A 24,400-nucleotide genomic window follows, 5' to 3' on the forward strand; every position below is an offset into this window, starting at 1 on the left:
GCCATGAACCCAGCCCCTGAAGAACAACTCATTCTTGATTCCCAGGCAACCCAGGATTTGGTGGCCTCCAAACTCGCGCTGCGCCGGGTCGCCATCGACACCTACCGTGAAAATGTGGCCTACCTGCACCGCGACTGCGCGCTTTACCGTGCCGAAGGATTTCAGGCCCTGTCCAAGGTAGAAATTCGGGCCAATGGGCAGCACATTCTGGCGACCCTGAACGTGGTCGACGACGCGGCCATCGTGGACTGCAACGAACTGGGCCTGTCCGAAGACGCCTTTTTGCAGCTCTCAGTCGCTGAAGGCCACGTCGTTTCAGTGTCACAGGCCGAACCTCCTGCCTCAGTGGGCGCGCTGTTCCGCAAGCTTGCGGGTGAGCGCCTCGGCCGTGAAGATTTTCGCAGCATCGTGGCCGACATTGCCGAGCTTCATTACTCCAAAATTGAGCTGACCGCCTTTGTGGTCGCCACCAACCGGGACGAACTGGACCGCGAAGAGGTGTATTTTTTGACCGAGGCGATGGTCGCCAGCGGCCGTAAACTCGACTGGCAAGAACCCCTGGTGGTTGACAAGCACTGCATTGGCGGCATTCCGGGCAACCGCACCTCAATGTTGGTGGTGCCGATCGTTGCCGCGCACGGCCTGCTATGCCCCAAAACATCGTCGCGCGCCATCACCTCGCCGGCAGGTACGGCCGACACCATGGAAGTGCTGGCCAATGTGGCCCTGCCACTCAAACAGCTGGCAGACATCGTGCGCGAGCACCGCGCCTGCCTGGCATGGGGCGGCACGGCCAACCTGTCGCCCGCCGACGATGTGCTGATTTCCGTGGAGCGGCCGCTGGCCATCGACTCGCCAGGGCAAATGGTGGCCTCGATCCTTTCCAAAAAGATCGCCGCCGGATCGACCCATCTGGTGCTTGACATCCCGATCGGCCCGACCGCCAAAGTGCGTTCCATGCCCGACGCGCAGCGTCTGCGCAGACTGTTCGAATATGTCGCCAGCCGGATGCAGCTGTCGCTCGACGTGGTCATCACCGACGGGCGCCAGCCAATTGGCCGCGGCATCGGCCCCGTGCTGGAAGCCCGCGACGTGATGCAGGTGCTCGAGAACGACCCGCAGGCGCCCAACGACTTGCGCCAGAAAGCCTTGCGGCTGGCCGGCCGCCTGCTTGAATGCCATCCCGACGTGCGCGGTGGCGACGGCTTTGCCATTGCCCGCGATATTCTGGACTCGGGCCGGGCGCTCGCCAAAATGAACGCCATCATTGCCGCCCAGGGCAGCAAGTCGTTCGACCACAACCACCCGTCGCTGGGTCTTTTGATCTTCGAGGTCCGCGCCGCCAAGGCGGGCGTGGTCACCGACATCGACAATTTGCGGCTGGCGCGCATCGCGCGCCTGGCCGGCGCGCCCAAGGTTAGCGGCGCGGGCATTGATCTGTTTCGCAAACTCGGGGAAACGGTGGCTGCGGGTGACCTGTTGTACCGGGTTCATGCCAGCTTTCAAAGCGACCTCGGCTTCGCGCGCCAGGCGTGCGCCAAATCAACCGGTTACACCTTGGGCAACGCCAGCAACGTGCCGCATGTCTTCGTGGAATTTTGATGTCTTCAAGCCCCTTGCGCGTGCTGTTGTGCTTTGAGGACGAGTTGCCCAGCGCCAGGCGCTTGGCGCAGGCGGCGCAGATGACCGCTGTCCCGATTGAGCGGCACCGTTTTCCCGATGGCGAAATCAAGCTGCGTCTGCCCGCTGCGCTGCCGGCGCAGGTGGTCATGCTGCGCAGCCTGAACGATCCGAATGAAAAGTTGCTGGAGTTGCTGCTGCTGGCGCAAACCGCGCGCAGCCTGGGCGCCAGCCACTTGACGCTGGTGGCGCCGTATCTGGCCTACATGCGCCAGGACGTCGCCTTTCTTCCCGGCGAGGCCATCAGCCAGCGCATCGTCGGCAGCTTTCTGGCAGGCCTGTTCGATGCGGTGATCACCGTCGATCCGCACCTGCACCGGGTGGCCACCCTGCAGCAAGCCGTGCCTGCCGCCCACGCCATCGCGCTGAGCGCAGCGCCATTGTTGTCCGACTGGATTGCTGCGCACCGACCCCGGGCTTTGCTCATCGGTCCCGACGAGGAGTCGGCGCAGTGGATCGCCGTGGCCGCGGCTCGCCATGGTTTCGACCATGCGGTATGTCGCAAGCTTCGCCACGGCGACCGCTCGGTGGAGGTGGAACTTCCTGCCATCGCCGTGATGGGGCGCCAGGTGGTGCTGCTCGACGATGTGGCCAGCACCGGCCATACCGTCGCCCGCGCGGCGCAACAACTGCTGGCGGCTGGAGCCGCCTCGGTCGATGTGGCCGTCACTCATGCCCTGTTTTCCGGGGATGCGCTGAAGCTGATGCAGGACGCAGGCGTCAATGAGATCTGGAGCACCGACTGCGTTGCCCACCCGAGCAATGTCGTCGGCATGGCCGGCACCATCGCTGCGGCCTTGGCCGAACTCCAGGCATCGCTGGCCCGGGCTTAGCGCGTTCTGGCAGCGCGGCACGCCACGATGCGTTTGCCCTTGCCGCTGCGTCCTCGGGGCATGGCTTGTCCCAGTTCGCCGAGCACCCTGATCGGCATGAGCTCCTGGGCATCGGCAAAATTTTTCAGCACAGCGCGACAGCGCGCCATCGCCGCTTCTCCTTCGGGCCCCTCCAGGGCAAGCCGCAGCAGCAAGGTGCGCTCGTTACGCTGGCATAGGTGAAAGTCAAAAACGCCGGCCTCGTCCTCCAGTACCGTGGTCAGCGCCAGCGGAAGCAGTGTGACCGGCTGGCCGCGCCGCCCCGCCATCACCATCGCATCGTCCCTGCGACCGAGCACCTCGATGACGGGCAAGGCTGAACCGCAGTCACAAGGCTTGTGGCACAGGCGCACCTGGTCACCGAGATCGTAGCGAATCAAGGGCTGCACGTGATTGGCCAGGTTGGTCAACAAGGTCGTGTAAGACCACTCGGACACAGGCATGGGCCGCCCCTGCGCATCGACGGGCTCCAGGATCACCCAGTCCGCATTCACATGCATGCGCTGCTGCGCGCATTCCCAGGCGATCGACATGAACTCCGAGGCACCGTAGCTGTTGCGCACCGCGCAGCCAAATCCCAATTCCAGTCGTCGGCGTACCGCTGGACTCAGGGTTTCGCCGCCCGTCCAGAGCTCGCTCGGCGCAAAGTGCAGCGCGCCACGATCTGCCTCATCCGCCAGCACCGCGGCAACCGTTGGATAGGTGGCGATCACCGTCGGTGCAAACGCATTAAGCTCATTCACCAGCAAGCGGGTCGATTGAAGGATCGAAAAGCTCCGCATGGATGGTGCCAGCCAGGGGTGCAACTCGCGTAATCTTTGCATGCTCACGGCACTGGCGAAGTGGCCGCTGGTGGCGCCCACATAGGCGATGCGCTCGGCCAGCGCCAACGGATCGAACCAGCGCTGCAACGGTCGTGGCGCGTTGCGCCGCAACGCCTCCAGTGCGTCATAAACCGCCATCGTCTGCGCGTTCTGGACAAAGATGCCCGGCTGATGGCTGGTGCCAGAACTTTCCCACACCAAGTACTGGCCCAGGTAAGCTTGCCCGATGCGCTGTGAATCTGCCGTGAAGGCGCGAAGCTCACTCAGTTTGAGCTGCGGGTCAGTCACCCAGTCGTCAAAACGATCCATCAATGCCTGCCGGGACACTGGCGGCAGGACACCCAGCGCGGCGGTGTCCGGTTTTGTGCCATGCAGGTGCTCGCGATAAAAGCGCGAGTCCCGCATCGCCGAGCCCAGCAAGCTGACCAGGCGGGATTGTTGCCGGGCGGCAATGGCCTGCGCTGTACCCTGTGCGCAGGTCAACACGTCCATCGACACGGCACTGAAATGCAACGGATCGAAAATCGTCGTCATGCAATTTCCCTCCTGGCAGGCATCGTAGGTTAGCCCTGGCTCCCCTCGTTGAGAAATGTCATGCTTGCCCCGATCCTGACAGGCTCTTTTTTCCCCCCACAATCGCCTTCATGAACAACACCGACAAGATTCCCCAGCGCCTGACCGAGCGCCGCCTGGCAGACGCCTGGGCCGAGTTGCAAAATCACTCCGAACAAGGCAACCCGCTGGAAGCCGATGCCTACCGTCTGGCTTTTGCCGACCCCGAGTTCCTGCTGCGGCGCGAAACCCGCGGCATCCGCTTCCAGCTGGAAATGCTCAAGCCTGACCTGGATCAGGTCGAACAGGGCATAGAGAGCACGGTGGTGGTGTTTGGCAGTGCCCGTTTCCAGGCGCCTGAAGACGCCAAAAACAGCCTCTACGAAGCGCAACTCAGCGGCGATGCGAACGCGCTGGCACTGGCGCAGCGCCAGGTGCGCAACGCCCGTTATTACGACCAGGCGCGCTTGTTTGCCCGGCTCGTGGCAAGTGACAGCATGCACCGTCGTCCCGAGGAGCGCCTGTTCATTGCCACCGGCGGCGGCCCCGGCATCATGGAGGCTGCCAACCGTGGTGCGCATGAAATGGGCGCTTTGAGCGTCGGCCTGAACATTGCCCTGCCTCATGAGCAAAGCGCCAACCCCTATGTCACACCGCTGCTGAATTTCAAGTTTCACTACTTTGCGCTGCGCAAGATGCACTTTATGATGCGGGCCAAGGCGCTGGTGGCCTTTCCGGGCGGGTTTGGCACGCTGGATGAGTTGTTTGAAGTCATCACCCTGGTGCAGACCCGCAAGGCCAAGCCCGTGCCCATCGTGTTGTATGGAAGCGCCTACTGGAAGCGCCTGATCAACATCGACGCGATGGTGGAAGAAGGTGTGATCGCCGCTGAAGACCTCAAACTGTTCGAGTACGTGGACGAGCCCGAGGCCGCCTGGGCTGTGATCCAGCGCTTCTACGCCTTGTGAGCGGGTGGGCGCAAGCGCCAGGCTGAGCGTGCCCCCAGCGCCACGCCGGCACCCACCGTCCAGAACACCAGTGACACGCCCAGCACCGCGCCCGCGCTGCCGAACAGCAGGGGCATCACCACGCTGGAGCCGTTGATGGCCATCATCCGAAAGCCCAGCGCCTCGCCATGACGCGACTCAGGCGTGATCTGGTGCAGCGTGCTCATGATCATCGGCTGCACCGAGCCCAGCGAGATACCCAACAGCGCCGAGCACAGCGCCATCGTCAGCGCGTCATGCATGAACGGATAAATGGCAAACAACACGGCGGTGGACAGCATGGCCGTGGTCACCACCACCCATTCATGCAAATGGGTCGCCAGCAGCGGCAAGGCAACCCTGACGGCCGTGGCGGCCAAGGCAAATCCGCCCAGAATGGCACCAATGGCCGAAGCGCTCAAGCCGCGCTCGTGCCCCAGCACCGGCACCACGAAGGTGTGCACGTCCCAGCACGACGACAGTAGCCAGTTCACCAGCATCAGCCGGCGCATCATCGGCTCGCGCAACAGATCCCAGGCCCTGCCCTTTTCTTCACCGGGCGGGAGCAGCACTGGTGGCAGCTTCACGGTGTGGCGCACCCACAGCCAGGTCATCAGCGGCAGGCAGGCGAGCACAAAAAATGCCAGCCTGAAGCCGCCCAGGTCAATCAGCAAGCCAGCCGACAGCGGACCGATAAAGTTGGACAGCGCCGGGCCGATCGAAAGCCAGCTGAACATGCGCTTGAGCTCGGTGTTATTTTGCGCCGAGCGCCCGACATGGCGCTGCAAGCTGATGGCTGCCACACCCACGGCGCCGCCTGTCATGAGCGCGCTCAGGCACAGCACAGGAAAGATCGGGAACACCACCGCCAGCGCCGCGCCCGTGCTGGCCAACACGACGCTGAAACCGATGGGTCGCCTGAACCCGTTGCGGTCGGCATACCGCCCTGCGGGCAAGGCCAGAAACACCTGGGTCAGCGCAAACAGGGACAACAACAGTCCCACGGCCAGCGCACTGTGCCCCGCGCGCAAGGCCATCAAAGGGGCCGCCATGCGCATGCCCGCCATGCAGGCGTGCAGGCTGATGTGCCCGGCAATCAGCCGGGCCAGCGTCACCGAGCCCAGTGGTGCAGCAGCGGCGTTCACAGGTTGGCCGGTCCGTCGGCGCTGTCGAAGTCAATGTCGTGCACGATCAGCGCGGCGCTATGCGACTCAGACAAGGCCTCGACATTTTTCAGCGCGCGTCCCATAGCGCGGCTGCGGGTTTGCGCGCCGTCAATGGTTTTGAGCACAGTCTCGGTCTGGGTCTTGACCCTGGCCAGCACGTCGCCAAACTTGCCGAATTCGGTCTTGACGGCGCCCAGCACCTGCCAGACTTCGCTGGAGCGTTTCTCCAGCGCCAGGGTCCTGAAGCCCATTTGCAGCGAGCTCAGCATGGCCAGCAATGTGGTGGGACCGGTCAACGTAATGCGGCAGTCGCGCTGCAGAGACTCCATCAGACCCGGGCGGCGCAACACCTCGGCGTAAAGGCCTTCAGTGGGCAAAAACAGGATGGCGAAGTCGGTCGTGTAAGGCGGCTCCAGGTATTTGTCGGCAATCGACTTGGCCTCGAGACGAATGCGCTGTTCCAGGGCGCGCGCTGCAGTCTCGGCCGCCAGAGCGTCCGCCCTGCCCTGCGCGTCGAGCAGACGCTCGTAGTCTTCATTGGGAAACTTGGCATCGATCGGCAGCCACAAAGGCACGCCCGTGTCGGACCGGCCTGGCAGCTTGATGGCGAAGTCCACCACGTTTTTGCTGCCCGGGCGGGTGGCGACTTGCGCCGCATATTGGTCCGGCACAAACACCTGCTCCAGCAGCGACGCAAGCTGTGCCTCGCCAAAAATACCTCGGGTCTTGACGTTGCTGAGCAGGTGCTTGAGGTCGCCCACGCCCTGCGCCAGCGTCTGCATTTCACCCAGGCCCTTATGGACCTGCTCCAGACGGTCTGCCACTTGCTTGAAGCTCTCGCCCAGGCGCGCCTGCAGCGTGCTTTGCAACTTTTCATCGACCGTGGCACGCATTTCGTCGAGCTTGGCGGCGTTGCTGGTCTGCAGCTGCGCCAGCTGCTTCTCGAGCGTCTCACGGATCTCGTTCATGCGCCTGGCGTTGGATTCGCTCAAACCCGAGAGCTGGCTCGCAAGCGTGTCGTGCAAGGTTTTTTGCAGCAAGGCGAGCTGCTGGCCGAAGGCGTCGATTTGCGTGTTTTGTGTGCGCGTGGCTTCTGCGCCCTGCTGCACCAGCGTTTGCTGAAAGGTGCTCAGCGTGAGCGCAAGCTCCTGGCGACTGTCGCGCGATACGTCAAGAATCTCGCGGCGCAGCTCACGCTCCAGTCGCTCCGAACTGTCCTTGACCTGCTGCATTAGCTGGCGGGCAGCCAATGTGTCGGCATCGGAGCGACGCAGCAGCACAAAGACCAACAAGGCCGCGTTCAACACGCCCACAGCCAGCAGGATCCAGCCAAGGATATCGTTCACGTCGTGAATGCTCTTTGTTGCAACTGATCTTGCGTCGGGCGCGTCAAGCTTTGACGGCCTGCGGATTCAAGGGAGTCAAGGGCTTGCCATGCACCAAATAGCCGATCAGATTGTTGGCCGCCAGTTGCGCCATGGCCAGGCGGGTGGACATGGTGGCGCTGGCGATATGCGGGGTCAGCACCACATTGGGCACGGTCAACAAATCCGGATGCACCTTGGGCTCGCCCTCGAACACATCCAGGCCCGCCGCGGCAATGATGCCATGATTCAAGGCGGCCGCCAAAGCGGCATCGTCCACAATGCCGCCGCGCGCGATGTTGACCAGCGTGGCGGTGGGTTTCATTTGCGCCAGCTCCGCTGCACCGATGGTGTGGTGTGCCTCCGGAGAGTACGGCAACACCAGGATCAGGTGATCGGCCTGTTGCAGCAGTTCGGACTTGCTGACATAAGCCGCGCCGCAAGCGGCCTCGGTCGGAGCGTCCAGGCGGGAACGGTTGTGATAGATCACTTTCATGCCGAAACCATGCGCACCGCGTTTGGCAATGGCCTGGCCGATGCGGCCCATGCCCAGAATGCCCAGTGTGCTGCCATGCACTTCAGAGCCGGCAAACATGTCGTAACGCCAGCGATTCCAAAGCCCCGCGCGCAAAAAATGCTCACTTTCAGCCATGCGCCTGGCGGTAGCCATCATCAGCGCAAAGCCAAAATCGGCTGTGGTTTCGGTCAGTACGTCGGGCGTGTTGGTGGCCAGCACACCCGCGGCGGTCATCGCGTCCAACTCAAAGTTGTTGAAGCCAACAGCCATGTTGGCGCAAATCTTCAGATCCGGACAAGCAGCCAGCACCGCCTGACTGATGCGTTCGCTGCCCGTGGTAAAGGCACCTTGCTTGCCTTGCAGTTGCTGAATCAGTTGCGCAGGAGTCCACAACACATCGTCCTGATTCGATGTCACTTCAAAATGCTGGGCCAACTGACTCAGAACTTCAGGAAACACCGCGCGGGCGACCAAAATGGAAGGTTTCATAGGGTTCTCAAAATGCCGTTAACCAAAGATATTGCGCTCGGCAATGTAAACGAAGGCGCCCGCAAAATAGCCGATCAGAGCCAAACCGCTGATACGACGCATGTACCAGAAGAAGTCAATTTTTTCCAGGCCCATGGCGGCCACGCCAGCCGCCGAGCCGATGATCAGGATCGAGCCGCCGGTACCGGCACAATACGCCATGAACTCCCACAGAAAGCTGTCCGTGGGATGAACATCGAGGCTGTACATGCCCATCGAAGCCGCCACCAGCGGCACGTTGTCCACCACCGCGCTGGCCAAACCGATGATCATGACAATCACATCCAGACGGCCCACAGAACTGTCCAGCCATTGCGCCAGCGAGGTCAGGATGTGGGTGTGCTCCAGGGTGGCCACAGCCAGCAAAATGCCGATGAAAAACACGATCGAGCCCATGTCGATCTTGGCGAGCGCGTGGACCAGCGTCAAAGGTGCGCGCTCGTCGTCTTCCTTGTTACGGTGGATCAGGTCACCCACCAGCCACAACAGGCCCAAGCCAAACAAAATGCCCATGAAAGGAGGCAAATGGGTGAGGGTCTTGAACACCGGCACCGCCACCAGAATGCCCAGGCCCATGGCAAACATGAAGTTCTGCTCAAAGGCGGTGGTCTCCGTGTGTTTTTTCGTCGTGCCATCTGCCACGCCCACCACAGGCTTGGCGCCCATGACGTAGCTGGTGACCGCGAGCGGCACCACCAGATTGATCAGCGACGGCAAAAAGACGCCCTCGATGATGGCCAAGGAAGTGATTTGACCGCCGATCCAGAGCATGGTGGTCGTCACGTCGCCAATGGGAGACCAGGCGCCGCCGGCGTTGGCGGCGATGACGATGATGCCGGCAAAAAACAGGCGGTCTTCACGCTTGCCCAGCAGCTTTTTCATCAGGGAAATCATCACGATGGTGGTGGTCAGGTTATCCAGAATGGCGCTCAGAAAAAACGTGACAAAACCGACCATCCACATCAGCGTGGACAATTTCTTGGTCTTGATGCGCGAGGTGATCACCTCAAAGCCGTTATGCGCATCGACCACTTCCACAATGGTCATGGCACCCATCAGGAAAAACACGATTTGCGCCGTGCTCATGAGTGATTCGCCCAGTTGCTCACTCACCAAGTGGTGGTCGCTCATGGACATGGCGTAGATGGTCCAGAGCAGACCAGCTCCGATGAGGGCAGAGGCAGATTTGTTGATTTTGATGGGATGTTCAAGTGCAATGGCCGCATAGGCCAGCACAAACACAATGACCAGGGCAGTCAGCATGGGTTGTCACCTCGAATGTTGTTGTTGAAAGCAGGCTTAATTATGACGGCTTGTTGATGGTGTCTGTTGACGGTTGGCTTGCAGCTTGTTCTGTAATTCAACAACTGACCCAGTTTTTTCACCAATAAAAAAGCCACCCGAAGGTGGCTTTTGAAGAAAAATTGCAATGCAATTATTTCTTGACTTCTTCAGAAGCGGCGGCAGCAGGTGCAGCAGCAGAGGCAGCAGGTGCAGCCTCAACTGCCGGTGCGGGTGCAGGTGCAGCGACGGGAGCCGGTGCAGGTGCTGGCGCTTCTTCTTTTTTGCCACAAGCAGACAGAGCGGCGGCGGCAGCGATCACGGCGATCAGAACGAGAGATTTATTCATGTGTATTACCTGATAAAAAAAGACAATTTCCGGAAATTGAATTGTGGTACCCCACAAAACCTAGCCGATCAACCTGGAGTTGACGCGACTTGGGTGCGAATTATAGTTTCGAACTACTGGTTTTTACGCTTGACTGATAACTCGAATTATGTTTGCAACAATCTATCAGTTAGATGAAGTGCCTCATGCTTGCGCCTGAAGCCATCCGGCGTCGCACCATGACGTCAGCAGCGCGAAGGCTTGCGCGCTGAGTTTGGTTACCTCACGGCCCGACAAGATGCGGTCGTTGGCCAAAGCGCGCATCAGGGTGGCGTCCCGACCCGAGGCGCTGAAGCTCTCGCCGTTGATGAAAATATGATGCGCATCGAACATCATGCGGGTGCGCCGGTCCAGGCGGATGCCGCAGGTTTGCAGGGCTTGCCCCTCTTTGAAAGACACCGCCCGCGCTTCAAACCAGACATTGGGTTTGGGTTCGGTCATATATTCGCCAAGACCCCGCGCCAGGGCCCGGCTGTCCTGCAGAGCATCTTGCAGCGCATCCTGGGCAAATTCCAGCATCCTGGCCGGGATCTCTGCAGGTTGATCGACAGCAGGCTGATCCGGGTCACGGTACAAACTCACGCCCACCTCCTCCTCGGCTTCTTCGGCTAGGCGCTGCAATAGTTCACGCGCCAGCTCGGCGCGGTTGGGTATGCGAAAACCCACGGAATAGGTCATGCATTCGCCCACCGCAATGCCGTCGTGCGCATAACGCGGCGGCAAATACAGCAGGTCACCCGGTTCCAGCAGGTATTCGACTTCGGGGGCAAAGTTGGCCAGAATCTTCAACGGCACATCGGGCTGCAGACTCATGTCCTTCTGGCGACCAATGCGCCAGCGCCGCTGACCCTGTGCCTGCAACAAGAACACGTCATAGCTGTCGAAGTGCGGCCCCACGCCACCGCCATCGGTGGCAAAACTGATCATCAGGTCATCCAGCCGGGCATCGGGCACAAAACGGAACTGGTTCATCAAGTCATGCACGCGGTCGTGGTGCAAATCAACACCTTGCACCAGAATCGTCCAGCCTGACTGCTTCAAGGGCGGCAAGGCGCGCCGCTGGAACGGCCCGTGTTTGAAGCGCCATCCCGGCTTGCTGCCAGGTTCCTGAATCACCATGCGGGTCTGGGCGTCTTCATTGGCGGCCAACTCGAACAGTTGCGTGCGATCCAGCAGGGGTTTGAAGCCAGGCACGGCCTGCCTGACCATCAATGGTTTCTTTTGCCAGTAGCGTTTCATGAACACTTGGGGACTGATGCCGCCTAATAAAGGCAGCGCTTGGGTGACATCCATGGGGTTCTCCGTTCAGGTTTTTGTCTGCGACAATTCTCGTATGGAAATCACACAACAATGCGTCGTCGCTTTATCTTGGACACTCAATGACTCTTTGGGTGAGGAATTGGACGTGCTCGAAGAACCGGTGGAGTTTTTGGTGGGGGGCAGCGACTTGTTCGAAGTGATTGAGGCCGCGCTGCAAGGCCATGAGGTCGGCGCCACCCTGAACCTGCACATCGAACCCGAGCAGGGCTTTGGCGAGTTCAACGAGCAACTGATCTTTCTGGAGCCGCGCGAGCTCTTTCCACCTGAACTCGAAGAAGGCATGACCTTCGAGGGCACCGCCCTGCCCGCCGGCTGCAACCCCGACATGCCGCATGACGTACTCTACACCGTGACCGACATTTACCCCGAGCATGTGGTGCTGGACGGCAACCATCCGTTGGCGGGCATCGCTTTGCGCCTGACGCTGCAGGTGCGCGGCGTGCGAGAAGCCACCGAAGAAGAAATTGGCTGCGGCAGCGCAGGCACCGGCTTCTTCAAGATCACCCCCAAGCACAGCATGGCGCCGGGCAGCGATTTGCTGCAGTAACAGGTGTCGTCATGGCTCAGGCTTTGCCGGTCGAGCCGTAGCCGCTTTCGCCGCGTTGGCTGGCAACAAACTCGGTCACCACGTTGAACTGCGCCTGCACCACCGGCACGATAACCAACTGCGCAATGCGCTCCATCGGCTCGATGGTGAAAGCCACATCGCTGCGATTCCAGGCGCTCACCATCAGCTGGCCCTGGTAGTCGCTGTCGATCAGACCCACGAGATTTCCCAGCACAATGCCGTGCTTGTGCCCCAGGCCGGAGCGCGGCAGGATCATGGCGGCAAAGCCGGTATCCTGCAAATAAATCGCTATGCCGGTTGGCACCAACTGCCAGGCATTGGCGGCCAGCGTCAGGGGCGCGTCCAGGCAGGCGCGCAAATCCAGACCCGCGCTCCCGGGCGTGGCATAGGCGGGCAGCAGGTCCGCCATGCGCGGGTCGATCACCTTCACATCGATGCTCATCATGACGACTCTCCAGTACCTATTCTGTTGGCGATTTCAGCAATCAATTTGCGCGCCAGCGAGAGCTTGGAATCGCGTGACAATTCTCTCGTGCCAGCTTCATCGACCAGCAGCAAGGCGTTGTCGTCTTGGCCAAAAGTGTCCGGGCCGATATTGCCCACCAGCAGCGGCACGCCCTTGCGCTGCCGCTTGGCCTGCGCGTTGGCCGTCAAATCGTGGCTTTCGGCGGCAAAACCGACGCAGTACAGCGCCCGACTTTCACCCCGCTCGGACTGCGCCAGCATGGCCAGAATGTCGGGGTTCTCGACAAACTGCAACTCCGGGGGCTGGCCACTGCCGTCCTTCTTGATTTTTGACGCGGAAGCTTGTGCTGGCCGCCAGTCGGCCACTGCCGATGTCGCGATGAAAACGGTAGTTTGAGGCTCATGCGCTGTCACGGCCGCCAGCATGTCCAGGGCAGATTTCACATTGATCCTGTTGACACCGCGCGGCGTTGGCAGGCTCACCGGACCGGCCACCAGCGTCACCGTAGCACCCGCTTCCCGCGCGGCGCGAGCAACGGCAAAACCCATTTTGCCGCTCGACAGGTTGGTGATGCCACGCACCGGGTCGATGGCTTCATAAGTAGGGCCTGCAGTCACCAGCACATGCTGACCAGTTAACACTTTGGGTTGAAAGAAAGCGATCAGTTCGTCGAGCAACTCAAGCGGCTCCAGCATGCGGCCGTCACCTGTTTCGCCACAGGCCTGGTCGCCATGGCCCACTCCCAGCACCCCAGCGCCATCAGCTTGTACCTGCGCCACATTGCGCTGGGTGGCGGGGTGTTGCCACATTTCCCGGTTCATGGCCGGCGCAAGCAACAGGGGAACCCGGTCGGCAGGCCGCGCCAGGCACATCAGACTGAGCAAATCATCGGCCTGACCCTGCGCCAACTTGGCCATGAGATCCGCGCTGGCAGGGGCAATCAAACAGGCATCGGCCTCGCGGGTGAGGTTGATGTGCGCCATGTTGTTGGACGCACGCCTGTCCCACTGTGAGCCATACACCGGGCGCTGGCTCAAGGCCTGCATGGTGACGGGGGTCATGAATTGCTCCGCGGCTTGCGTCATCACCACTTGCACCGAGGCGCCCGCCTTGATCAGCAAGCGGCACAACTCGGCCGACTTGTAACAGGCAACGCCGCCACTGAGGCCCAAAACAATGTGTTTTCCAGCTAAATCTTTCATGCGCAGCAATGTAACAGACCGCGAAGTTTGCCATGGCGCGGCCACTATAATCTCGCTTTACCAGCTCCCTGAGCGCAAAGCTCACTCTGACATGACCAAATTTGTCTTCGTCACCGGCGGTGTAGTGTCTTCCCTTGGCAAGGGAATCGCCTCCGCTTCTTTGGCTGCGATCCTGGAATCGCGCGGCCTCAAAGTCACCCTGATCAAGCTCGACCCCTACCTGAATGTGGATCCCGGCACCATGTCGCCGTTCCAGCACGGCGAAGTGTTTGTGACTGACGATGGCGCCGAAACCGATCTGGATCTGGGTCACTACGAGCGCTTCATTGAAACCCGCATGAAGAAGACCAACAATTTCACCACGGGTCAGATTTACAAAAGCGTGCTCGAAAAAGAGCGCCACGGCGACTATCTGGGCAAAACGGTACAGGTCATCCCGCACGTGACCAATGAAATCCAGGATTTCATCAAGCGCGGCGCCGGTTTTGGTACCCCCGAGGCGGTCGATGTGGCCATCGTGGAAATTGGCGGCACGGTGGGCGACATCGAGTCTCTGCCCTTTCTGGAAGCCGTGCGCCAGCTCAGCCTGCAACTGGGGCCAAACAACACCGCATTTGTGCATTTAAGCTACGTGCCGTGGATTGCCGCTGCAGGCGAGCTCAAAACCAAGCCGACCCAGCACACCGCCAAGCAATTACGAGAAATCGGCATCCAGGCCGACGCCCTGCTGTGCCGCGCCGACCGGCCAATCCCCGAGGAAGAACGGCAGAAAATCTCGCTGTTTTCCAACGTGCCCATCTGGGGTGTCATCTCGATGTGGGATGTTGATACCATCTACAAGGTGCCGCGCATGTTGCATGAACAAGGCCTGGACGGCCTGATCTGCGACAAGTTGCGGCTGAACACGCCGCCGGCCAAGCTCAAGCGCTGGGATGAGCTGGTCCATGAGACTGCGCATCCGCAAGGTGATGTCAACATCGTCATGGTGGGCAAGTATGTGGATTTGAGCGACAGCTACAAGTCGCTCAACGAGGCACTGCGCCATGCCGGCATGAAAAACCATGTGCGCATCAAAATCGACTACATCGACTCGGAAACCATCACGCCCGACAACGTGGCAAGGCTGGCCAAATTCGATGCCATTCTGGTGCCGGGCGGCTTTGGCATTCGCGGCGTGGAAGGCAAGATTTGCGCGGCCCGTTTCGCCCGCGAGCACAAGGTGCCGTACCTGGGCATTTGCCTGGGCATGCAGGTGGCCACCATTGAGTTCGCCCGCCATGCGGCCGGCCTGGACAATGCCAACAGCACCGAATTCGACCCCGCAACGCCGCACCCGGTGATTGCCCTGATCACCGAGTGGAAAGACGCGGACGGCAGCATCAAAACCCGCAACCATGACTCCGACTTGGGCGGCACCATGCGCCTGGGCGCGCAAAGCTCCGATGTGGTCAAAGGCACGCTGGCGCACAAGATTTACGGCGACGTGGTGACTGAGCGCCATCGTCATCGCTACGAGGCCAATGTCAATTATCTCGACAGGCTGCGCCAAGCCGGCTTGGTGATCTCGGCCCTGACGCAGCGCGAGCATCTGACAGAAATCGTTGAATTGCCGCAAGACGTGCACCCTTGGTTCATGGGCGTGCAGTTTCACCCAGAATTCAAGTCCACCCCGTGGGATGGGCACCCGCTGTTCAACGCCTTCATTCGGGCGGCGCTGGAGCACCAAAGCAACTCAAGCACCTTGAAAGCGGTGGCCTGATGAAGCTGTGCGGTTTTGAGGTGGGTCTGACGCAGCCGTTTTTTCTGATCGCCGGGCCCTGCGTCATCGAGTCCGAGCAATTGCAGATGGACACCGCCGGCACCTTGAAGGAAATCACAGCCAGCTTGGGCATCCCCTTCATTTTCAAAAGCAGCTTTGACAAGGCCAACCGCTCCAGCGGCGGCACCTTTCGCGGCCCCGGCATCGACAAAGGGCTGGAGATTCTGGCCAAAGTCAAACGCGAATTGGGTTTGCCAGTACTGACCGACATCCACTCGGAAGACCAGATTGCGCAAGTGGCTGCGGTAGTGGACGTGCTGCAAACCCCTGCTTTCTTGTGCCGCCAGACCGACTTCATTCGGGCCGTGGCCCAATCCGGCAAGCCGGTGAATATCAAAAAAGGGCAGTTTCTGGCGCCCGGCGACATGAAGAATGTGATCGACAAGGCCCGCGCGGCAGCCCGTGAAAAAGGCCTGTCCGAAGACAACTTCATGGCCTGCGAGCGTGGTGTGAGCTTTGGCTACAACAATCTGGTGAGCGACATGCGCTCGCTGGCCATCATGCGCGACACCGGCGCACCCGTGGTGTTCGACGCTACCCATTCGGTGCAATTGCCCGGCGGCCAAGGCACCAGCAGCGGTGGCCAGCGCGAGATGGTACCGGTGCTGGCGCGGGCGGCGGTGGCGGTGGGCGTGGCGGGCCTGTTTATGGAGACGCATCCGGATCCGGCCAAAGCCCTGAGCGACGGTCCCAATGCGGTGCCGCTCAAACACATGAAAGCCCTGCTGGAAACCCTGTTGGCGCTGGATCAGGTGACCAAGCGGCACGGCTTCCTGGAAAATCATTTTGCGGCCTGAGCACCAAGCTTATGCTGTGACCCGTTTGAATATTTTTAGAGAAAGAAACCCATGAGTGCAATCGTCGATATTGTTGGTCGCGAAATTCTGGACTCGCGTGGCAACCCCACGGTCGAGTGCGATGTGTTGCTGGAGTCCGGCACCATGGGCCGCGCGGCAGTGCCGTCTGGCGCCTCCACCGGCAGCCGTGAAGCCATTGAACTGCGCGATGGCGACAAATCCCGCTACCTCGGCAAAGGCGTGCTCAAGGCGGTCGAGCACATCAATACCGAAATTTCTGAAGCTGTTCTGGGACTGGATGCGTCCGAGCAAGCCTTTCTGGACAAAACCCTGATCGATTTGGACGGCACCGAAAACAAGAGCCGCCTGGGCGCCAACGCCATGCTGGCGGTCTCGATGGCGGTGGCCCGTGCCGCCGCCGAAGAATCCGGCTTGCCGCTGTACCGTTACTTTGGTGGCATGGGTGGCATGCAGTTGCCAGTGCCGATGATGAACGTGATCAACGGCGGCGCTCACGCCAACAACAGCCTCGATTTGCAGGAATTCATGATCATTCCGCTGGGCGCGCCCAGTTTCCGAGAAGCTCTGCGCTACGGCGCAGAAGTGTTCCACGCCCTGAAGAAAATCATTCATGACAAAGGCATGAGCACCGCTGTGGGTGACGAAGGCGGCTTTACCCCCAGCGTGGAAAACCACGAGGCCGCCATCCAGTTGATTTTGCAAGCCATCGACCAAGCCGGCTATACCGCGGGTGAACAGATTGCGATTGGCCTCGATTGCGCCGCCAGCGAGTTTTATAAAGACGGCAAATACCAACTGAAAGGCGAAGGCCTGGCGCTCGATGCCCAAGCCTGGACCGACATGCTGGCCACTTGGGTAGACAAATACCCGATCATCAGCATTGAAGACGGCATGGCCGAGGGGGATTGGGACGGCTGGAAAATCCTGACCGATCGACTTGGCAAGCAAGTGCAAATCGTCGGCGACGATCTGTTTGTCACCAACACCAAAATCTTCAAGGAAGGCATCGAGAAAGGCATTGCCAATTCGATCCTGATCAAGATCAACCAGATCGGCACCTTGACTGAAACCTTTGCCTGCATCGAAATGGCCAAAAAGGCGGGCTACACGGCCGTCATCAGCCACCGCTCGGGCGAGACCGAAGACTCGACCATTGCCGATATCGCGGTCGGCACCAACGCCGGCCAGATCAAGACCGGGTCGCTCAGCCGGTCGGACCGCATGGCCAAGTACAACCAGTTGCTGCGCATTGAAGAAGACCTGGGCGACATTGCCAGCTACCCTGGGCGTGCGGCCTTTTACAACCTGCGCTGAGGCCGGCCATGGGTTCGCGTTCAGTGATGTTCGCCCTGATTGCACTGCTCGTGATGGTTCACGCGCAACTGTGGTTCGGTCGCGGCAGCATTTCGAACGTGGCCCAGTTGCAGGCGCGACTCAAGGCGCAATTCCAGCACAATCAGCAGGCCGAACAGGCCAACCTGCAGCTTGCCGCGGAAGTACGGGATCTGAAAGAAGGTCTCGAAATGGTCGAGGAAAAAGCCCGCATGGAGTTGGGCATGATCAAGGTCAACGAGATCTACGTTCAAATCGCCAAACGCTAACCACCTTTGGAAAATTTTCGCCACGGTATTTCGCCACGGCAAGCACTGGTGACACTACAATCAATTTGCCTGCCGTGTTTGCCGGGTTTTATATTTCCTTGAACCAATGCTCATAGAGCTCGGGCTTGGAACATTGTCCTGTCAGCGTGATCATCTCGCGTTAGATGAACCCAAGACACCGACTGACTTCGCCCACCTGAACCCCGGTTCAGGATGAGGACCCGGCAACACGCGCAGGCATCCTACCCATTTCCTCCCACATGCACTTTGAACCGCTTTTAATTGCTGAACTGGCAACGCTAGGTTTGTGTTCTGGTTTTTTGGCAGGGCTTTTAGGCATTGGCGGCGGCATGATCATGGTGCCGTTTGTGATCATGATTTTGACCTACCGCGGTGTGGCGCCTGAACTGGCCATCAAAATTGCCATCGCCACGTCCATGGCAACCATTGTCTTCACTTCCATTTCCAGTGTCCGGGCGCACCACAAACGGCGGGCGGTGCGCTGGGACCTGGTTAAAAAATTAGCCCCTGGCATTGTTTTGGGCGGCGCGCTTGCCAGCATGGGTGTTTTTGCCGTACTTAAGGGTTCTTCGCTGGCGATATTTTTTGCGTTCTTCGTCGGCTTCTCGGCCACACAGATATTTCTGGACAAAAAACCACCTCCCGGCCGACAAATTCCCGGAACACTTGGCATGCTCGGTGCCGGTTCGGTCATCGGTTTTTTCTCAGGACTGGTGGGTGCTGGCGGTGCTTTTATCAGTGTGCCTTTCATGACTTGGGTAAACGTTTCTATTTACCACGCCGTGGCGACTTCAGCAGCTTTGGGTTTCCCCATTGCCCTGGCCAATGCCACGGGTTATGCCCTGAGCGGCTTGAATATTGAGCACTTGCCGCCCTATTCCCTGGGCTACATCTGGCTACCCGGTCTGGTGGTGATTGCCAGTTGCAGCGTGGTAACAGCGCAACTGGGGGCCAAAGCAACGCACAGTCTCCCAGTGAAACGCCTCAAACGCGTCTTTGCCAGCATTCTGTATCTGTTGGCTTTCTACATGTTCTACAAAGGCCTAACCACCTTGTAGCGCATTGCGTCTGAAGTTGGTGTTCATAAAAAAACCGCCGGTGTTTTCACACGGGCGGTTTTTAAATGACGCGAGCTGTATCAGGCAGTTTCGCCGTAAACCGAGACGGTGATTTCAACCACCACATCGGTGTGCAGTGCGACACTGACCGTGCTGTCACTGACCGTCTTGATCGGGCCATTGGGCATGCGCACTTGCGCTTTGGTCACGCCAAAACCTGACTTGGTTAGTTCTTCTGCGATGTCAGCGTTGGTCACCGAGCCGAACAAGCGGCCATCCACGCCAGCCTTCTGGGTCAGTTTGCAGGTGTGACCGGCGAGTTTTTCACCGATCGCCTGGCATTCGGCCAATTTGGCGGCTGCCGTCTTTTCGAGTTCAGCGCGGCGTGCCTCAAACTCCAGCTTGGCAGACTCGGTGGCGCGACGGGCGCGGCCTGACGGAATCAGAAAATTGCGGGCATAGCCGTCCTTGACACGAACGATTTCACCCAGGTTACCAAGGTTCACCACCTTGTCGAGCAGAATGATTTGCATGGTTGTGGTCCTTAGATCTTGTGCTGGTCGCTGTAAGGCAACATGGCCAAAAAGCGTGCGCGCTTGATGGCAGTGTTGAGCTGGCGCTGGAAAATTGCGCGCGTACCGGTCAGACGCGCGGGAATGATCTTGCCGTTTTCGGCAATGAAATCACGCAGGGTGTCGATGTCCTTGTAGTCGATCTCTTCGACGCCCGTCACCGTGAAGCGGCAGAAGCGCTTGCGCTTGAACAGCAGGTTTTGAGCGGGGCGCTTGGGGCGCTTGTCTTTGTTATTGAAACGTTTTGGTCCGGCCATGATGGACTCCTTAAATTTTGAAAAACTTTAACTTTGAGTAAATTCTTGAATATGAAACACCAATTGCCTGCCACCGCGCGGGGAAGCCAGAAAGCCCTTGAAGAGCCAGTTGCTTCCAATTTCCTGTTTGACCAATCGCTCAGCCACAGAACCGAATGACACGGATTTCAGCAGTGCTTTGACTTGTCTGACCTGACTGGCTTCAAATGCTTCGGAGGCATGCTCTAGCAGACAATTCAAGGCAGGCACACCAGAAGGCGTATAACGCATGGTGCTGGATTCGACAATTTGCGCCGTCACCATCAACTGGTTGACAGCAGCATTCGCACTAGGTGTTGTCACTCAATCACTTCAAGCCTGGTATTCGGCTTGTTGCGTTTTGCGGGCGTCTTCGCGCTCGACGGTCTTCATCATGGATGAAGGGCCGGTTTCGGCTTTTTTCTTCAAGACCGTCAAGTGACGCAACACGGCGTCATTGAATTTGAAGGCATGCTCCAGTTCAGCCATGACCGCCTGGTCGGCCTCGATGTTGACGCACAGGTAATGGGCTTTGGCCAATTTGTTGATCAGATAGACCAATTGCCGACGGCCCCAGTCTTCAACACGGTGGACTTTGCCGCCGCCGGCAACAATCATGCCTTTGTAGCGCTCCAGCATAGCTGGAACCTGTTCGCTCTGATCCGGATGGATCATGAGAATGATTTCATAATGACGCATTGAAACTCCTTTTGGATAAACCTCTGGTGAGGCAGAAAACCGCCCTCAGCGTCTAATTGAGGTGCGGCAAGGTAACCCGTTATTATAGCGATGTATGAAGCTTTTCTTGATCATTCGGGTGCGACTCACTATCTTGACCGAGCCGATAGGCAATGACTGGCTGATCGCGCTGGCGTAGTCCAGCTGATACTGGCGCTGACTCAGGTAACGCCAGCACTGGCGCTCAGGAGCATCACTTTGAGCGTATCAGGGCGCTCCAGGTCAACTTGGTCCTTTCATTGCGGTGAATGCCTCGTGCTTTACGACACATCACTTTGAATCGCACCCGCAAGGACAGTTAGATGCCTGTCTCACTGTTACAATCTGCGGTTTGCTGACAACATCCACAGACTCAAGGAACATACATCATGGCATCTGGAAAACCCAAGAAAAAGAACCCGCGCCTGGCGTCGGGCCGTAAGCGCGTCCGTCAGGACGTCAAAATCAACGCAGCAAACACCTCGCTGCGTTCCAAATACCGCACTGCGGTGAAGAACGTGGAAAAAGCAGTTCTGGGTGGCGATAAAGCCAAGGCCACAGAACTCTTTGCCAAGATGCAAGCTGTGGTTGACACCGTGGCTGACAAAGGCATCTTCCACAAAAACAAGGCAGCTCGGGACAAGAGTCGCTTGTCCGCCAAGGTGAAAACCTTGGCACTCGCCGCCTAAATATTCAGGTATTTAGGCAAATTGCACGAACCTGTCACTGATTAAAGAGAGGCAGGTTCGCCGTTTGTAACGGGTGCGCTGTCAGCAAAAGCAAAAAAGCCGTCCTCGTGACGGCTTTTTTGCGTCTCTACGATCACTTTGACATCAGATTGTGGCTTTTGACTTGATGTGGTGGTGCGGGTGGTTGTGAGTTGGCTGCGTTGAGGAGTGCGGCGGTGCGCCATGAAACACTTGCAACTCGTTGTCTTGGGCAAAACCCATCACAAAGTCCCAAGCCATGACATTGTGGGCACGCAAGTCTTCGTGCACCACAACACAACGCACATTGTTGACGCTGGTTGGCACACACCATGGCGAATATGCCAAATGGCGTCCTACTGGCGCGCCTCCCGGGCGAAATTGACTCATCACGCCTGCCAGACGTTCAGCCCAGTCACTGGGACGAAAAGCCCGTCCGTTTTGTGTGAGGCCTAAGATATAAGTTTTTTTTGAAGTGTGTGAAACCATCGGGTAGAGGTTGTTTTTAAGTTTGCGTGCAGGATATTGCGTTGCAGCATCATTCTAGCTTAATCTTATATCTTATACAAGACTTGGCCTTGTCCATGAGGTATGAGCCTGAGCCAGCGAACTTGCGGTCCCGTAACATGCTATGGGACTAGGAGCTTACCCAACGATGGCAGTAACCACTGTGAGCTCACACCATTGCTGCGTCGGCCATGTCGGCACCGCCATTCGCCGTTTCAGCGCAAATTTGCGCAGCTTCGCATGCGCTACGCGTGCGGGGTTGGGATGCGATGGAGTACGTTATTCGCGGGCAAGATCAAACCTCGCGTCATCCAGCTGACGATCACGGTCACGACAAGGCCCGATCCAACGCCAAAAACACCAGCCGAGACAGGCTCAATGTCAAACCAGAGGCCGGATCCATCCAATGACAGCAGCGTCCTGATTGCGGGAATATTGATCACCATGTAATAGAGCGTTAAGAACAGCCCGGTCAACATGCCCGCAACCGCTGCAATACGCGTCACGCCCTTCCAGAAAATGCCCAGGATCATGACCGGCACAAAAGCTGAACCCGCCAGGGAAAACGAGGCAGAAACCAGGAACAAAATATCGGCAGGCCGCTGTGCCGCCACATAGGCAGCGATCAAAGCCACCACGAGCAGCGCAAACTTCGACAGCATCACGCGCCGCACCGACCCCGCGCGGTCTGCGTTCTTCCAGTAAAACAAATCATGCGCCAAGGCGTTGCCAATGGTGAGCAACAGGCCATCAGCCGTTGACAAGGCTGCCGCCAAACCGCCCGCTGCGACCAAACCAGACACAACATAAGGCAGGCCGCCCAATTCCGGTGTGGCCAGCATCACGATATCAGGGCCGAGCTGAAGCTCGGCAAACTGCAGGATATGGTCGCCATTGATATCGCTCACTGAAACAAGGGCCGGGTCGAGTTTGGCCCATTGGGCAATCCAGACTGGCAGATCGTCAAAGGGCAAGCCCACCAATTGGCTCATGACCTCGTACTTCACCAAAACCGCCAGTGCGGGCGCAGAGAGGTACAAAAGAGCAATAAAAAACAGCGACCAGGTGACCGAGTTCCTTGCCTCGGCCACGGTTCGCGTGGTGTAAAAACGCGTCAACAAATGGGGCAAGCCTGCCGTGCCGATCATCAGGCAAAACATCAAGGCCAAAAAATTGCGCCTCGACACATCGAACAGGTTTTGCTCTTGGGCCGTTCCCTGCGGATTGCCGGCAAAAGGCTGGGTGTGCAGCGGCATGCCCGCAAGAGGTTGGGCGCGTGCCAGATTTTCCTGCATGGCCTGAGTCCAGCGCTCGCGGGCAGACGCAGCGTCACGTGGCAATGCAGCCAACTGACGCCGCGCCATCACAATGACCGACTCGTCTGAATGCGCGGCCATCAAGCGTTGAATGAGCTCTTTTTGCTCCTTCTTTTCCTGCTCAAGCGAGGCCGGCAAGTGCTGAAGTTTGCGCTCATAGTCTTTGGCGCGGCGTTGGTATTCCAGGATCACCTGCTGTTCATCCGGCGCCTTGACCAAACGCAATTCAAGTTCTGAAATTTTGGGAAGTTGCTGACCATAAACTACGGCGGCCATTGGATTTCCCAACTGTTTGTAAGCCAGCCAGGAAACGGGAATCAAAAAGGCAAGAATGACCACCACATACTGTGTGACTTGGGTCCAGGTTACAGCGCGCATGCCGCCTAAAAAAGAACACACCAACACGCCGCCCAAACCCAGCAAGATGCCAATTTCAAACTGAACGCCAGTCAATCGGGAGGTAATCAGTCCCACGCCATAGATTTGCGCCACCACATAAATGAACGAACACAATACCGCCGACCAGGCGGCAATGATGCGGGGCCAGCGTCCGCCAAAACGCAGGCCAAAATAATCCGGCAGGGTGAAAAGATTCAACTGCCGCAAGTAAGGCGCCACAAAGAGCGCCACCAGACAGAAGCCGCCGGTCCAGCCCAAAACATAAACCAAACCTCCCGGATGCGCGCCTGAACCAGAAAACCCCTGCAAATAGAGCCCGCCCGCCATGCTGATGAAGGAGGCGGCACTCATCCAGTCGGCAGCCACTGCCATGCCGTTGTACATGGCAGGAATGCGCCTACCGGCCACGTAATATTCTGACGCGTTGGAAGTGCGCCCGTAAATACCAATCAACGCGTACAGAAAAACGGTGGTAAAGAGAAAGATGGCACCCACCCAGATTTTCCGCAGCCCGGCCTGCTCTGCCCAGGCCAGCGCCAGGATAAACAGGATCAGCAAGACCACAAACGTGGCAAACCGGCGATGGATGCGCCGGTTATAGATGCTGACAGCCTTGGAGACAGCGCGAACCTGCCCTTCCCTCCGATTGGCAACCCAGGCAAAGACCGCCACGATGCCTATGAAGATGATGACACTGCCCTGCGCAGCAAACCAGTAGGAAACAGGCCACCCAACCACGACTTGCTGCAAGTCGTGGGCGAAGAAAACGAGCCCAAAAGAAGCCGCAAACCAAACCAGCAACAGCCAGCCGTGCCAGCCCATCAGGCTGGCATCAGGCGGGCTGCTGTCGGAGGGCACTGCTGTGTCAAACATCAG

Annotated in this window: 26 protein-coding genes; 10 read left to right on the forward strand and 16 right to left on the reverse strand. The window is 58.9% G+C overall.

The features are described 5' to 3' along the window. Positions 1-3 precede the first annotated feature (3 nt). Positions 4-1,602, forward strand: a complete 1,599-nt coding sequence (locus tag PHF15_RS08815; protein WP_300120388.1) for a thymidine phosphorylase family protein — start codon at positions 4-6, stop codon at positions 1,600-1,602. Continuing rightward, positions 1,602-2,513 carry a ribose-phosphate diphosphokinase gene (locus PHF15_RS08820; RefSeq protein ID WP_300120390.1) on the forward strand — a complete coding sequence of 304 codons (912 nt, stop codon included), beginning with the start codon at positions 1,602-1,604 and terminating at the stop codon, positions 2,511-2,513. Before PHF15_RS08815 ends, PHF15_RS08820 begins: the two co-directional genes overlap by 1 nt. Here PHF15_RS08820 and PHF15_RS08825 read toward each other — a convergent pair. After that, complete coding sequence (locus tag PHF15_RS08825) at positions 2,510-3,910, reverse strand: phenylacetate--CoA ligase family protein (RefSeq protein ID WP_300120392.1); 1,401 nt, start codon at positions 3,908-3,910, stop codon at positions 2,510-2,512. The two genes, PHF15_RS08820 and PHF15_RS08825, sit on opposite strands and share 4 nt — an antisense overlap. Before the next feature lie 110 nt (positions 3,911-4,020). Here PHF15_RS08825 and PHF15_RS08830 point away from each other — a divergent pair, with 110 nt between their 5' ends. Continuing rightward, positions 4,021-4,896, forward strand: a complete 876-nt coding sequence (locus tag PHF15_RS08830) for a TIGR00730 family Rossman fold protein (RefSeq protein WP_300120394.1) — start codon at positions 4,021-4,023, stop codon at positions 4,894-4,896. Here PHF15_RS08830 and PHF15_RS08835 read toward each other — a convergent pair. The 6 genes from PHF15_RS08835 to PHF15_RS08860 all read right to left on the reverse strand — a co-directional run bounded on the left by PHF15_RS08835 (position 4,884) and on the right by PHF15_RS08860 (position 11,451). Next, positions 4,884-5,972 carry an MFS transporter gene (locus PHF15_RS08835; protein WP_366520596.1) on the reverse strand — a complete coding sequence of 363 codons (1,089 nt, stop codon included), beginning with the start codon at positions 5,970-5,972 and terminating at the stop codon, positions 4,884-4,886. The two genes, PHF15_RS08830 and PHF15_RS08835, sit on opposite strands and share 13 nt — an antisense overlap. Before the next feature lie 83 nt (positions 5,973-6,055). Beyond that, a complete protein-coding gene (gene rmuC, locus PHF15_RS08840) occupies positions 6,056-7,417 on the reverse strand; it encodes a DNA recombination protein RmuC (RefSeq protein WP_300120561.1) in 1,362 nt (453 codons plus the stop codon). A gap of 52 nt (positions 7,418-7,469) precedes the next feature. Continuing rightward, positions 7,470-8,450 carry a D-glycerate dehydrogenase gene (locus PHF15_RS08845; protein ID WP_300120398.1) on the reverse strand — a complete coding sequence of 327 codons (981 nt, stop codon included), beginning with the start codon at positions 8,448-8,450 and terminating at the stop codon, positions 7,470-7,472. Between the two features lie 18 nt (positions 8,451-8,468). Then, on the reverse strand, positions 8,469-9,752 hold the full coding sequence (nhaD, locus tag PHF15_RS08850; RefSeq protein ID WP_300120400.1) for a sodium:proton antiporter NhaD: 1,284 nt from the start codon (positions 9,750-9,752) through the stop codon (positions 8,469-8,471). Positions 9,753-9,924: 172 nt separating this feature from the next. Continuing rightward, a complete protein-coding gene (locus PHF15_RS08855) occupies positions 9,925-10,119 on the reverse strand; it encodes a hypothetical protein (protein ID WP_300120403.1) in 195 nt (64 codons plus the stop codon). 183 nt (positions 10,120-10,302) lie between these two features. Beyond that, entirely contained in the window at positions 10,303-11,451 is a 1,149-nt protein-coding gene (locus PHF15_RS08860; protein WP_300120405.1) for a cupin domain-containing protein, read from the reverse strand. A 40-nt stretch (positions 11,452-11,491) separates the two neighbouring features. Between PHF15_RS08860 and PHF15_RS08865 the strand changes: the two genes are divergently transcribed. Then, positions 11,492-12,025: an FKBP-type peptidyl-prolyl cis-trans isomerase gene (locus tag PHF15_RS08865; RefSeq protein ID WP_300120407.1), complete on the forward strand. Its 534-nt coding sequence runs from the start codon at positions 11,492-11,494 to the stop codon at positions 12,023-12,025. Positions 12,026-12,041: 16 nt separating this feature from the next. On the opposite strand, the gene dut is transcribed toward PHF15_RS08865, so the two are convergent. Together dut and coaBC are read right to left on the reverse strand one after the other, a co-directional pair. Further along, on the reverse strand, positions 12,042-12,488 hold the full coding sequence (gene dut / locus PHF15_RS08870; protein WP_300120563.1) for a dUTP diphosphatase: 447 nt from the start codon (positions 12,486-12,488) through the stop codon (positions 12,042-12,044). Continuing rightward, positions 12,488-13,714 carry a bifunctional phosphopantothenoylcysteine decarboxylase/phosphopantothenate--cysteine ligase CoaBC gene (gene coaBC, locus PHF15_RS08875; RefSeq protein WP_300120408.1) on the reverse strand — a complete coding sequence of 409 codons (1,227 nt, stop codon included), beginning with the start codon at positions 13,712-13,714 and terminating at the stop codon, positions 12,488-12,490. Before coaBC ends, dut begins: the two co-directional genes overlap by 1 nt. Positions 13,715-13,805: 91 nt before the next feature. Between coaBC and PHF15_RS08880 the strand changes: the two genes are divergently transcribed. The 5 genes from PHF15_RS08880 (at position 13,806) to PHF15_RS08900 (ending at position 19,031) form a co-directional block, all read left to right on the forward strand. Then, positions 13,806-15,473 carry a CTP synthase gene (locus tag PHF15_RS08880; protein WP_300120409.1) on the forward strand — a complete coding sequence of 556 codons (1,668 nt, stop codon included), beginning with the start codon at positions 13,806-13,808 and terminating at the stop codon, positions 15,471-15,473. After that, entirely contained in the window at positions 15,473-16,330 is an 858-nt protein-coding gene (gene kdsA, locus PHF15_RS08885; RefSeq protein WP_300120411.1) for a 3-deoxy-8-phosphooctulonate synthase, read from the forward strand. Before PHF15_RS08880 ends, kdsA begins: the two co-directional genes overlap by 1 nt. A 51-nt stretch (positions 16,331-16,381) precedes the next feature. Beyond that, positions 16,382-17,665: a phosphopyruvate hydratase gene (eno, locus tag PHF15_RS08890; protein WP_300120413.1), complete on the forward strand. Its 1,284-nt coding sequence runs from the start codon at positions 16,382-16,384 to the stop codon at positions 17,663-17,665. An 8-nt stretch (positions 17,666-17,673) separates the two neighbouring features. Next, positions 17,674-17,952 carry a septum formation initiator family protein gene (locus tag PHF15_RS08895; RefSeq protein WP_300120415.1) on the forward strand — a complete coding sequence of 93 codons (279 nt, stop codon included), beginning with the start codon at positions 17,674-17,676 and terminating at the stop codon, positions 17,950-17,952. Between the two features lie 260 nt (positions 17,953-18,212). Further along, complete coding sequence (locus tag PHF15_RS08900) at positions 18,213-19,031, forward strand: sulfite exporter TauE/SafE family protein (RefSeq protein ID WP_300120417.1); 819 nt, start codon at positions 18,213-18,215, stop codon at positions 19,029-19,031. Between the two features lie 80 nt (positions 19,032-19,111). On the opposite strand, the gene rplI is transcribed toward PHF15_RS08900, so the two are convergent. Genes rplI through rpsF form a run of 4 tightly spaced genes read right to left on the reverse strand, consistent with a single transcriptional unit; the run spans position 19,112 to position 20,577 of the window. Beyond that, positions 19,112-19,564, reverse strand: coding sequence for a 50S ribosomal protein L9 (gene rplI, locus PHF15_RS08905; protein ID WP_300120419.1), 453 nt, complete (start codon positions 19,562-19,564; stop codon positions 19,112-19,114). 11 nt (positions 19,565-19,575) lie between these two features. Continuing rightward, on the reverse strand, positions 19,576-19,860 hold the full coding sequence (rpsR, locus tag PHF15_RS08910; protein WP_011464487.1) for a 30S ribosomal protein S18: 285 nt from the start codon (positions 19,858-19,860) through the stop codon (positions 19,576-19,578). 27 nt (positions 19,861-19,887) lie between these two features. Then, complete coding sequence (priB, locus tag PHF15_RS08915) at positions 19,888-20,163, reverse strand: primosomal replication protein N (protein WP_300120565.1); 276 nt, start codon at positions 20,161-20,163, stop codon at positions 19,888-19,890. A 48-nt stretch (positions 20,164-20,211) separates the two neighbouring features. Continuing rightward, complete coding sequence (rpsF, locus tag PHF15_RS08920; protein WP_296159122.1) at positions 20,212-20,577, reverse strand: 30S ribosomal protein S6; 366 nt, start codon at positions 20,575-20,577, stop codon at positions 20,212-20,214. 407 nt (positions 20,578-20,984) lie between these two features. Here rpsF and rpsT point away from each other — a divergent pair, with 407 nt between their 5' ends. Further along, positions 20,985-21,284, forward strand: coding sequence for a 30S ribosomal protein S20 (rpsT, locus tag PHF15_RS08925; RefSeq protein ID WP_300120421.1), 300 nt, complete (start codon positions 20,985-20,987; stop codon positions 21,282-21,284). Positions 21,285-21,325: 41 nt separating this feature from the next. Here rpsT and PHF15_RS08930 read toward each other — a convergent pair whose 3' ends face one another. The 3 genes from PHF15_RS08930 to PHF15_RS08940 form a co-directional block, all read right to left on the reverse strand. Beyond that, positions 21,326-21,508: a hypothetical protein gene (locus PHF15_RS08930; RefSeq protein WP_300120571.1), complete on the reverse strand. Its 183-nt coding sequence runs from the start codon at positions 21,506-21,508 to the stop codon at positions 21,326-21,328. Beyond that, a complete protein-coding gene (locus PHF15_RS08935) occupies positions 21,429-21,791 on the reverse strand; it encodes a DUF3579 domain-containing protein (protein WP_300120423.1) in 363 nt (120 codons plus the stop codon). The genes PHF15_RS08930 and PHF15_RS08935 overlap by 80 nt, the downstream gene beginning before the upstream one ends. A gap of 263 nt (positions 21,792-22,054) precedes the next feature. Continuing rightward, positions 22,055-24,397: a VC_2705 family sodium/solute symporter gene (locus tag PHF15_RS08940; protein ID WP_300120425.1), complete on the reverse strand. Its 2,343-nt coding sequence runs from the start codon at positions 24,395-24,397 to the stop codon at positions 22,055-22,057. Between the last annotated feature and the right edge of the window lie 3 nt (positions 24,398-24,400).

It is taken from the genome of Rhodoferax sp., from assembly GCF_028689295.1.
GTDB lineage: Bacteria > Pseudomonadota > Gammaproteobacteria > Burkholderiales > Burkholderiaceae_C > Rhodoferax.

Excerpts from the sequence above, each read along its gene's own strand:
- PHF15_RS08815 (WP_300120388.1), top strand. The coding sequence starts at position 4 with ATGAACCCAGCCCCTGAAGAACAACTCATTCTTGATTCCCAGGCAACC.
- PHF15_RS08820 (WP_300120390.1), top strand. The coding sequence starts at position 1,602 with ATGTCTTCAAGCCCCTTGCGCGTGCTGTTGTGCTTTGAGGACGAGTTG.
- PHF15_RS08825 (WP_300120392.1), bottom strand. The coding sequence starts at position 3,910 with ATGACGACGATTTTCGATCCGTTGCATTTCAGTGCCGTGTCGATGGAC.
- PHF15_RS08830 (WP_300120394.1), top strand. The coding sequence starts at position 4,021 with ATGAACAACACCGACAAGATTCCCCAGCGCCTGACCGAGCGCCGCCTG.
- PHF15_RS08835 (WP_366520596.1), bottom strand. The coding sequence starts at position 5,972 with ATGCGCATGGCGGCCCCTTTGATGGCCTTGCGCGCGGGGCACAGTGCG.
- PHF15_RS08845 (WP_300120398.1), bottom strand. The coding sequence starts at position 8,450 with ATGAAACCTTCCATTTTGGTCGCCCGCGCGGTGTTTCCTGAAGTTCTG.
- nhaD (WP_300120400.1), bottom strand. The coding sequence starts at position 9,752 with ATGCTGACTGCCCTGGTCATTGTGTTTGTGCTGGCCTATGCGGCCATT.
- PHF15_RS08855 (WP_300120403.1), bottom strand. The coding sequence starts at position 10,119 with ATGAATAAATCTCTCGTTCTGATCGCCGTGATCGCTGCCGCCGCCGCT.
- PHF15_RS08860 (WP_300120405.1), bottom strand. The coding sequence starts at position 11,451 with ATGGATGTCACCCAAGCGCTGCCTTTATTAGGCGGCATCAGTCCCCAA.
- PHF15_RS08865 (WP_300120407.1), top strand. The coding sequence starts at position 11,492 with ATGGAAATCACACAACAATGCGTCGTCGCTTTATCTTGGACACTCAAT.
- dut (WP_300120563.1), bottom strand. The coding sequence starts at position 12,488 with ATGAGCATCGATGTGAAGGTGATCGACCCGCGCATGGCGGACCTGCTG.
- coaBC (WP_300120408.1), bottom strand. The coding sequence starts at position 13,714 with ATGAAAGATTTAGCTGGAAAACACATTGTTTTGGGCCTCAGTGGCGGC.
- PHF15_RS08880 (WP_300120409.1), top strand. The coding sequence starts at position 13,806 with ATGACCAAATTTGTCTTCGTCACCGGCGGTGTAGTGTCTTCCCTTGGC.
- kdsA (WP_300120411.1), top strand. The coding sequence starts at position 15,473 with ATGAAGCTGTGCGGTTTTGAGGTGGGTCTGACGCAGCCGTTTTTTCTG.
- eno (WP_300120413.1), top strand. The coding sequence starts at position 16,382 with ATGAGTGCAATCGTCGATATTGTTGGTCGCGAAATTCTGGACTCGCGT.
- PHF15_RS08895 (WP_300120415.1), top strand. The coding sequence starts at position 17,674 with ATGGGTTCGCGTTCAGTGATGTTCGCCCTGATTGCACTGCTCGTGATG.
- PHF15_RS08900 (WP_300120417.1), top strand. The coding sequence starts at position 18,213 with ATGCACTTTGAACCGCTTTTAATTGCTGAACTGGCAACGCTAGGTTTG.
- rplI (WP_300120419.1), bottom strand. The coding sequence starts at position 19,564 with ATGCAAATCATTCTGCTCGACAAGGTGGTGAACCTTGGTAACCTGGGT.
- rpsR (WP_011464487.1), bottom strand. The coding sequence starts at position 19,860 with ATGGCCGGACCAAAACGTTTCAATAACAAAGACAAGCGCCCCAAGCGC.
- priB (WP_300120565.1), bottom strand. The coding sequence starts at position 20,163 with ATGGTGACGGCGCAAATTGTCGAATCCAGCACCATGCGTTATACGCCT.
- rpsF (WP_296159122.1), bottom strand. The coding sequence starts at position 20,577 with ATGCGTCATTATGAAATCATTCTCATGATCCATCCGGATCAGAGCGAA.
- rpsT (WP_300120421.1), top strand. The coding sequence starts at position 20,985 with ATGGCATCTGGAAAACCCAAGAAAAAGAACCCGCGCCTGGCGTCGGGC.
- PHF15_RS08930 (WP_300120571.1), bottom strand. The coding sequence starts at position 21,508 with ATGGCGCACCGCCGCACTCCTCAACGCAGCCAACTCACAACCACCCGC.
- PHF15_RS08935 (WP_300120423.1), bottom strand. The coding sequence starts at position 21,791 with ATGGTTTCACACACTTCAAAAAAAACTTATATCTTAGGCCTCACACAA.
- PHF15_RS08940 (WP_300120425.1), bottom strand. The coding sequence starts at position 24,397 with ATGTTTGACACAGCAGTGCCCTCCGACAGCAGCCCGCCTGATGCCAGC.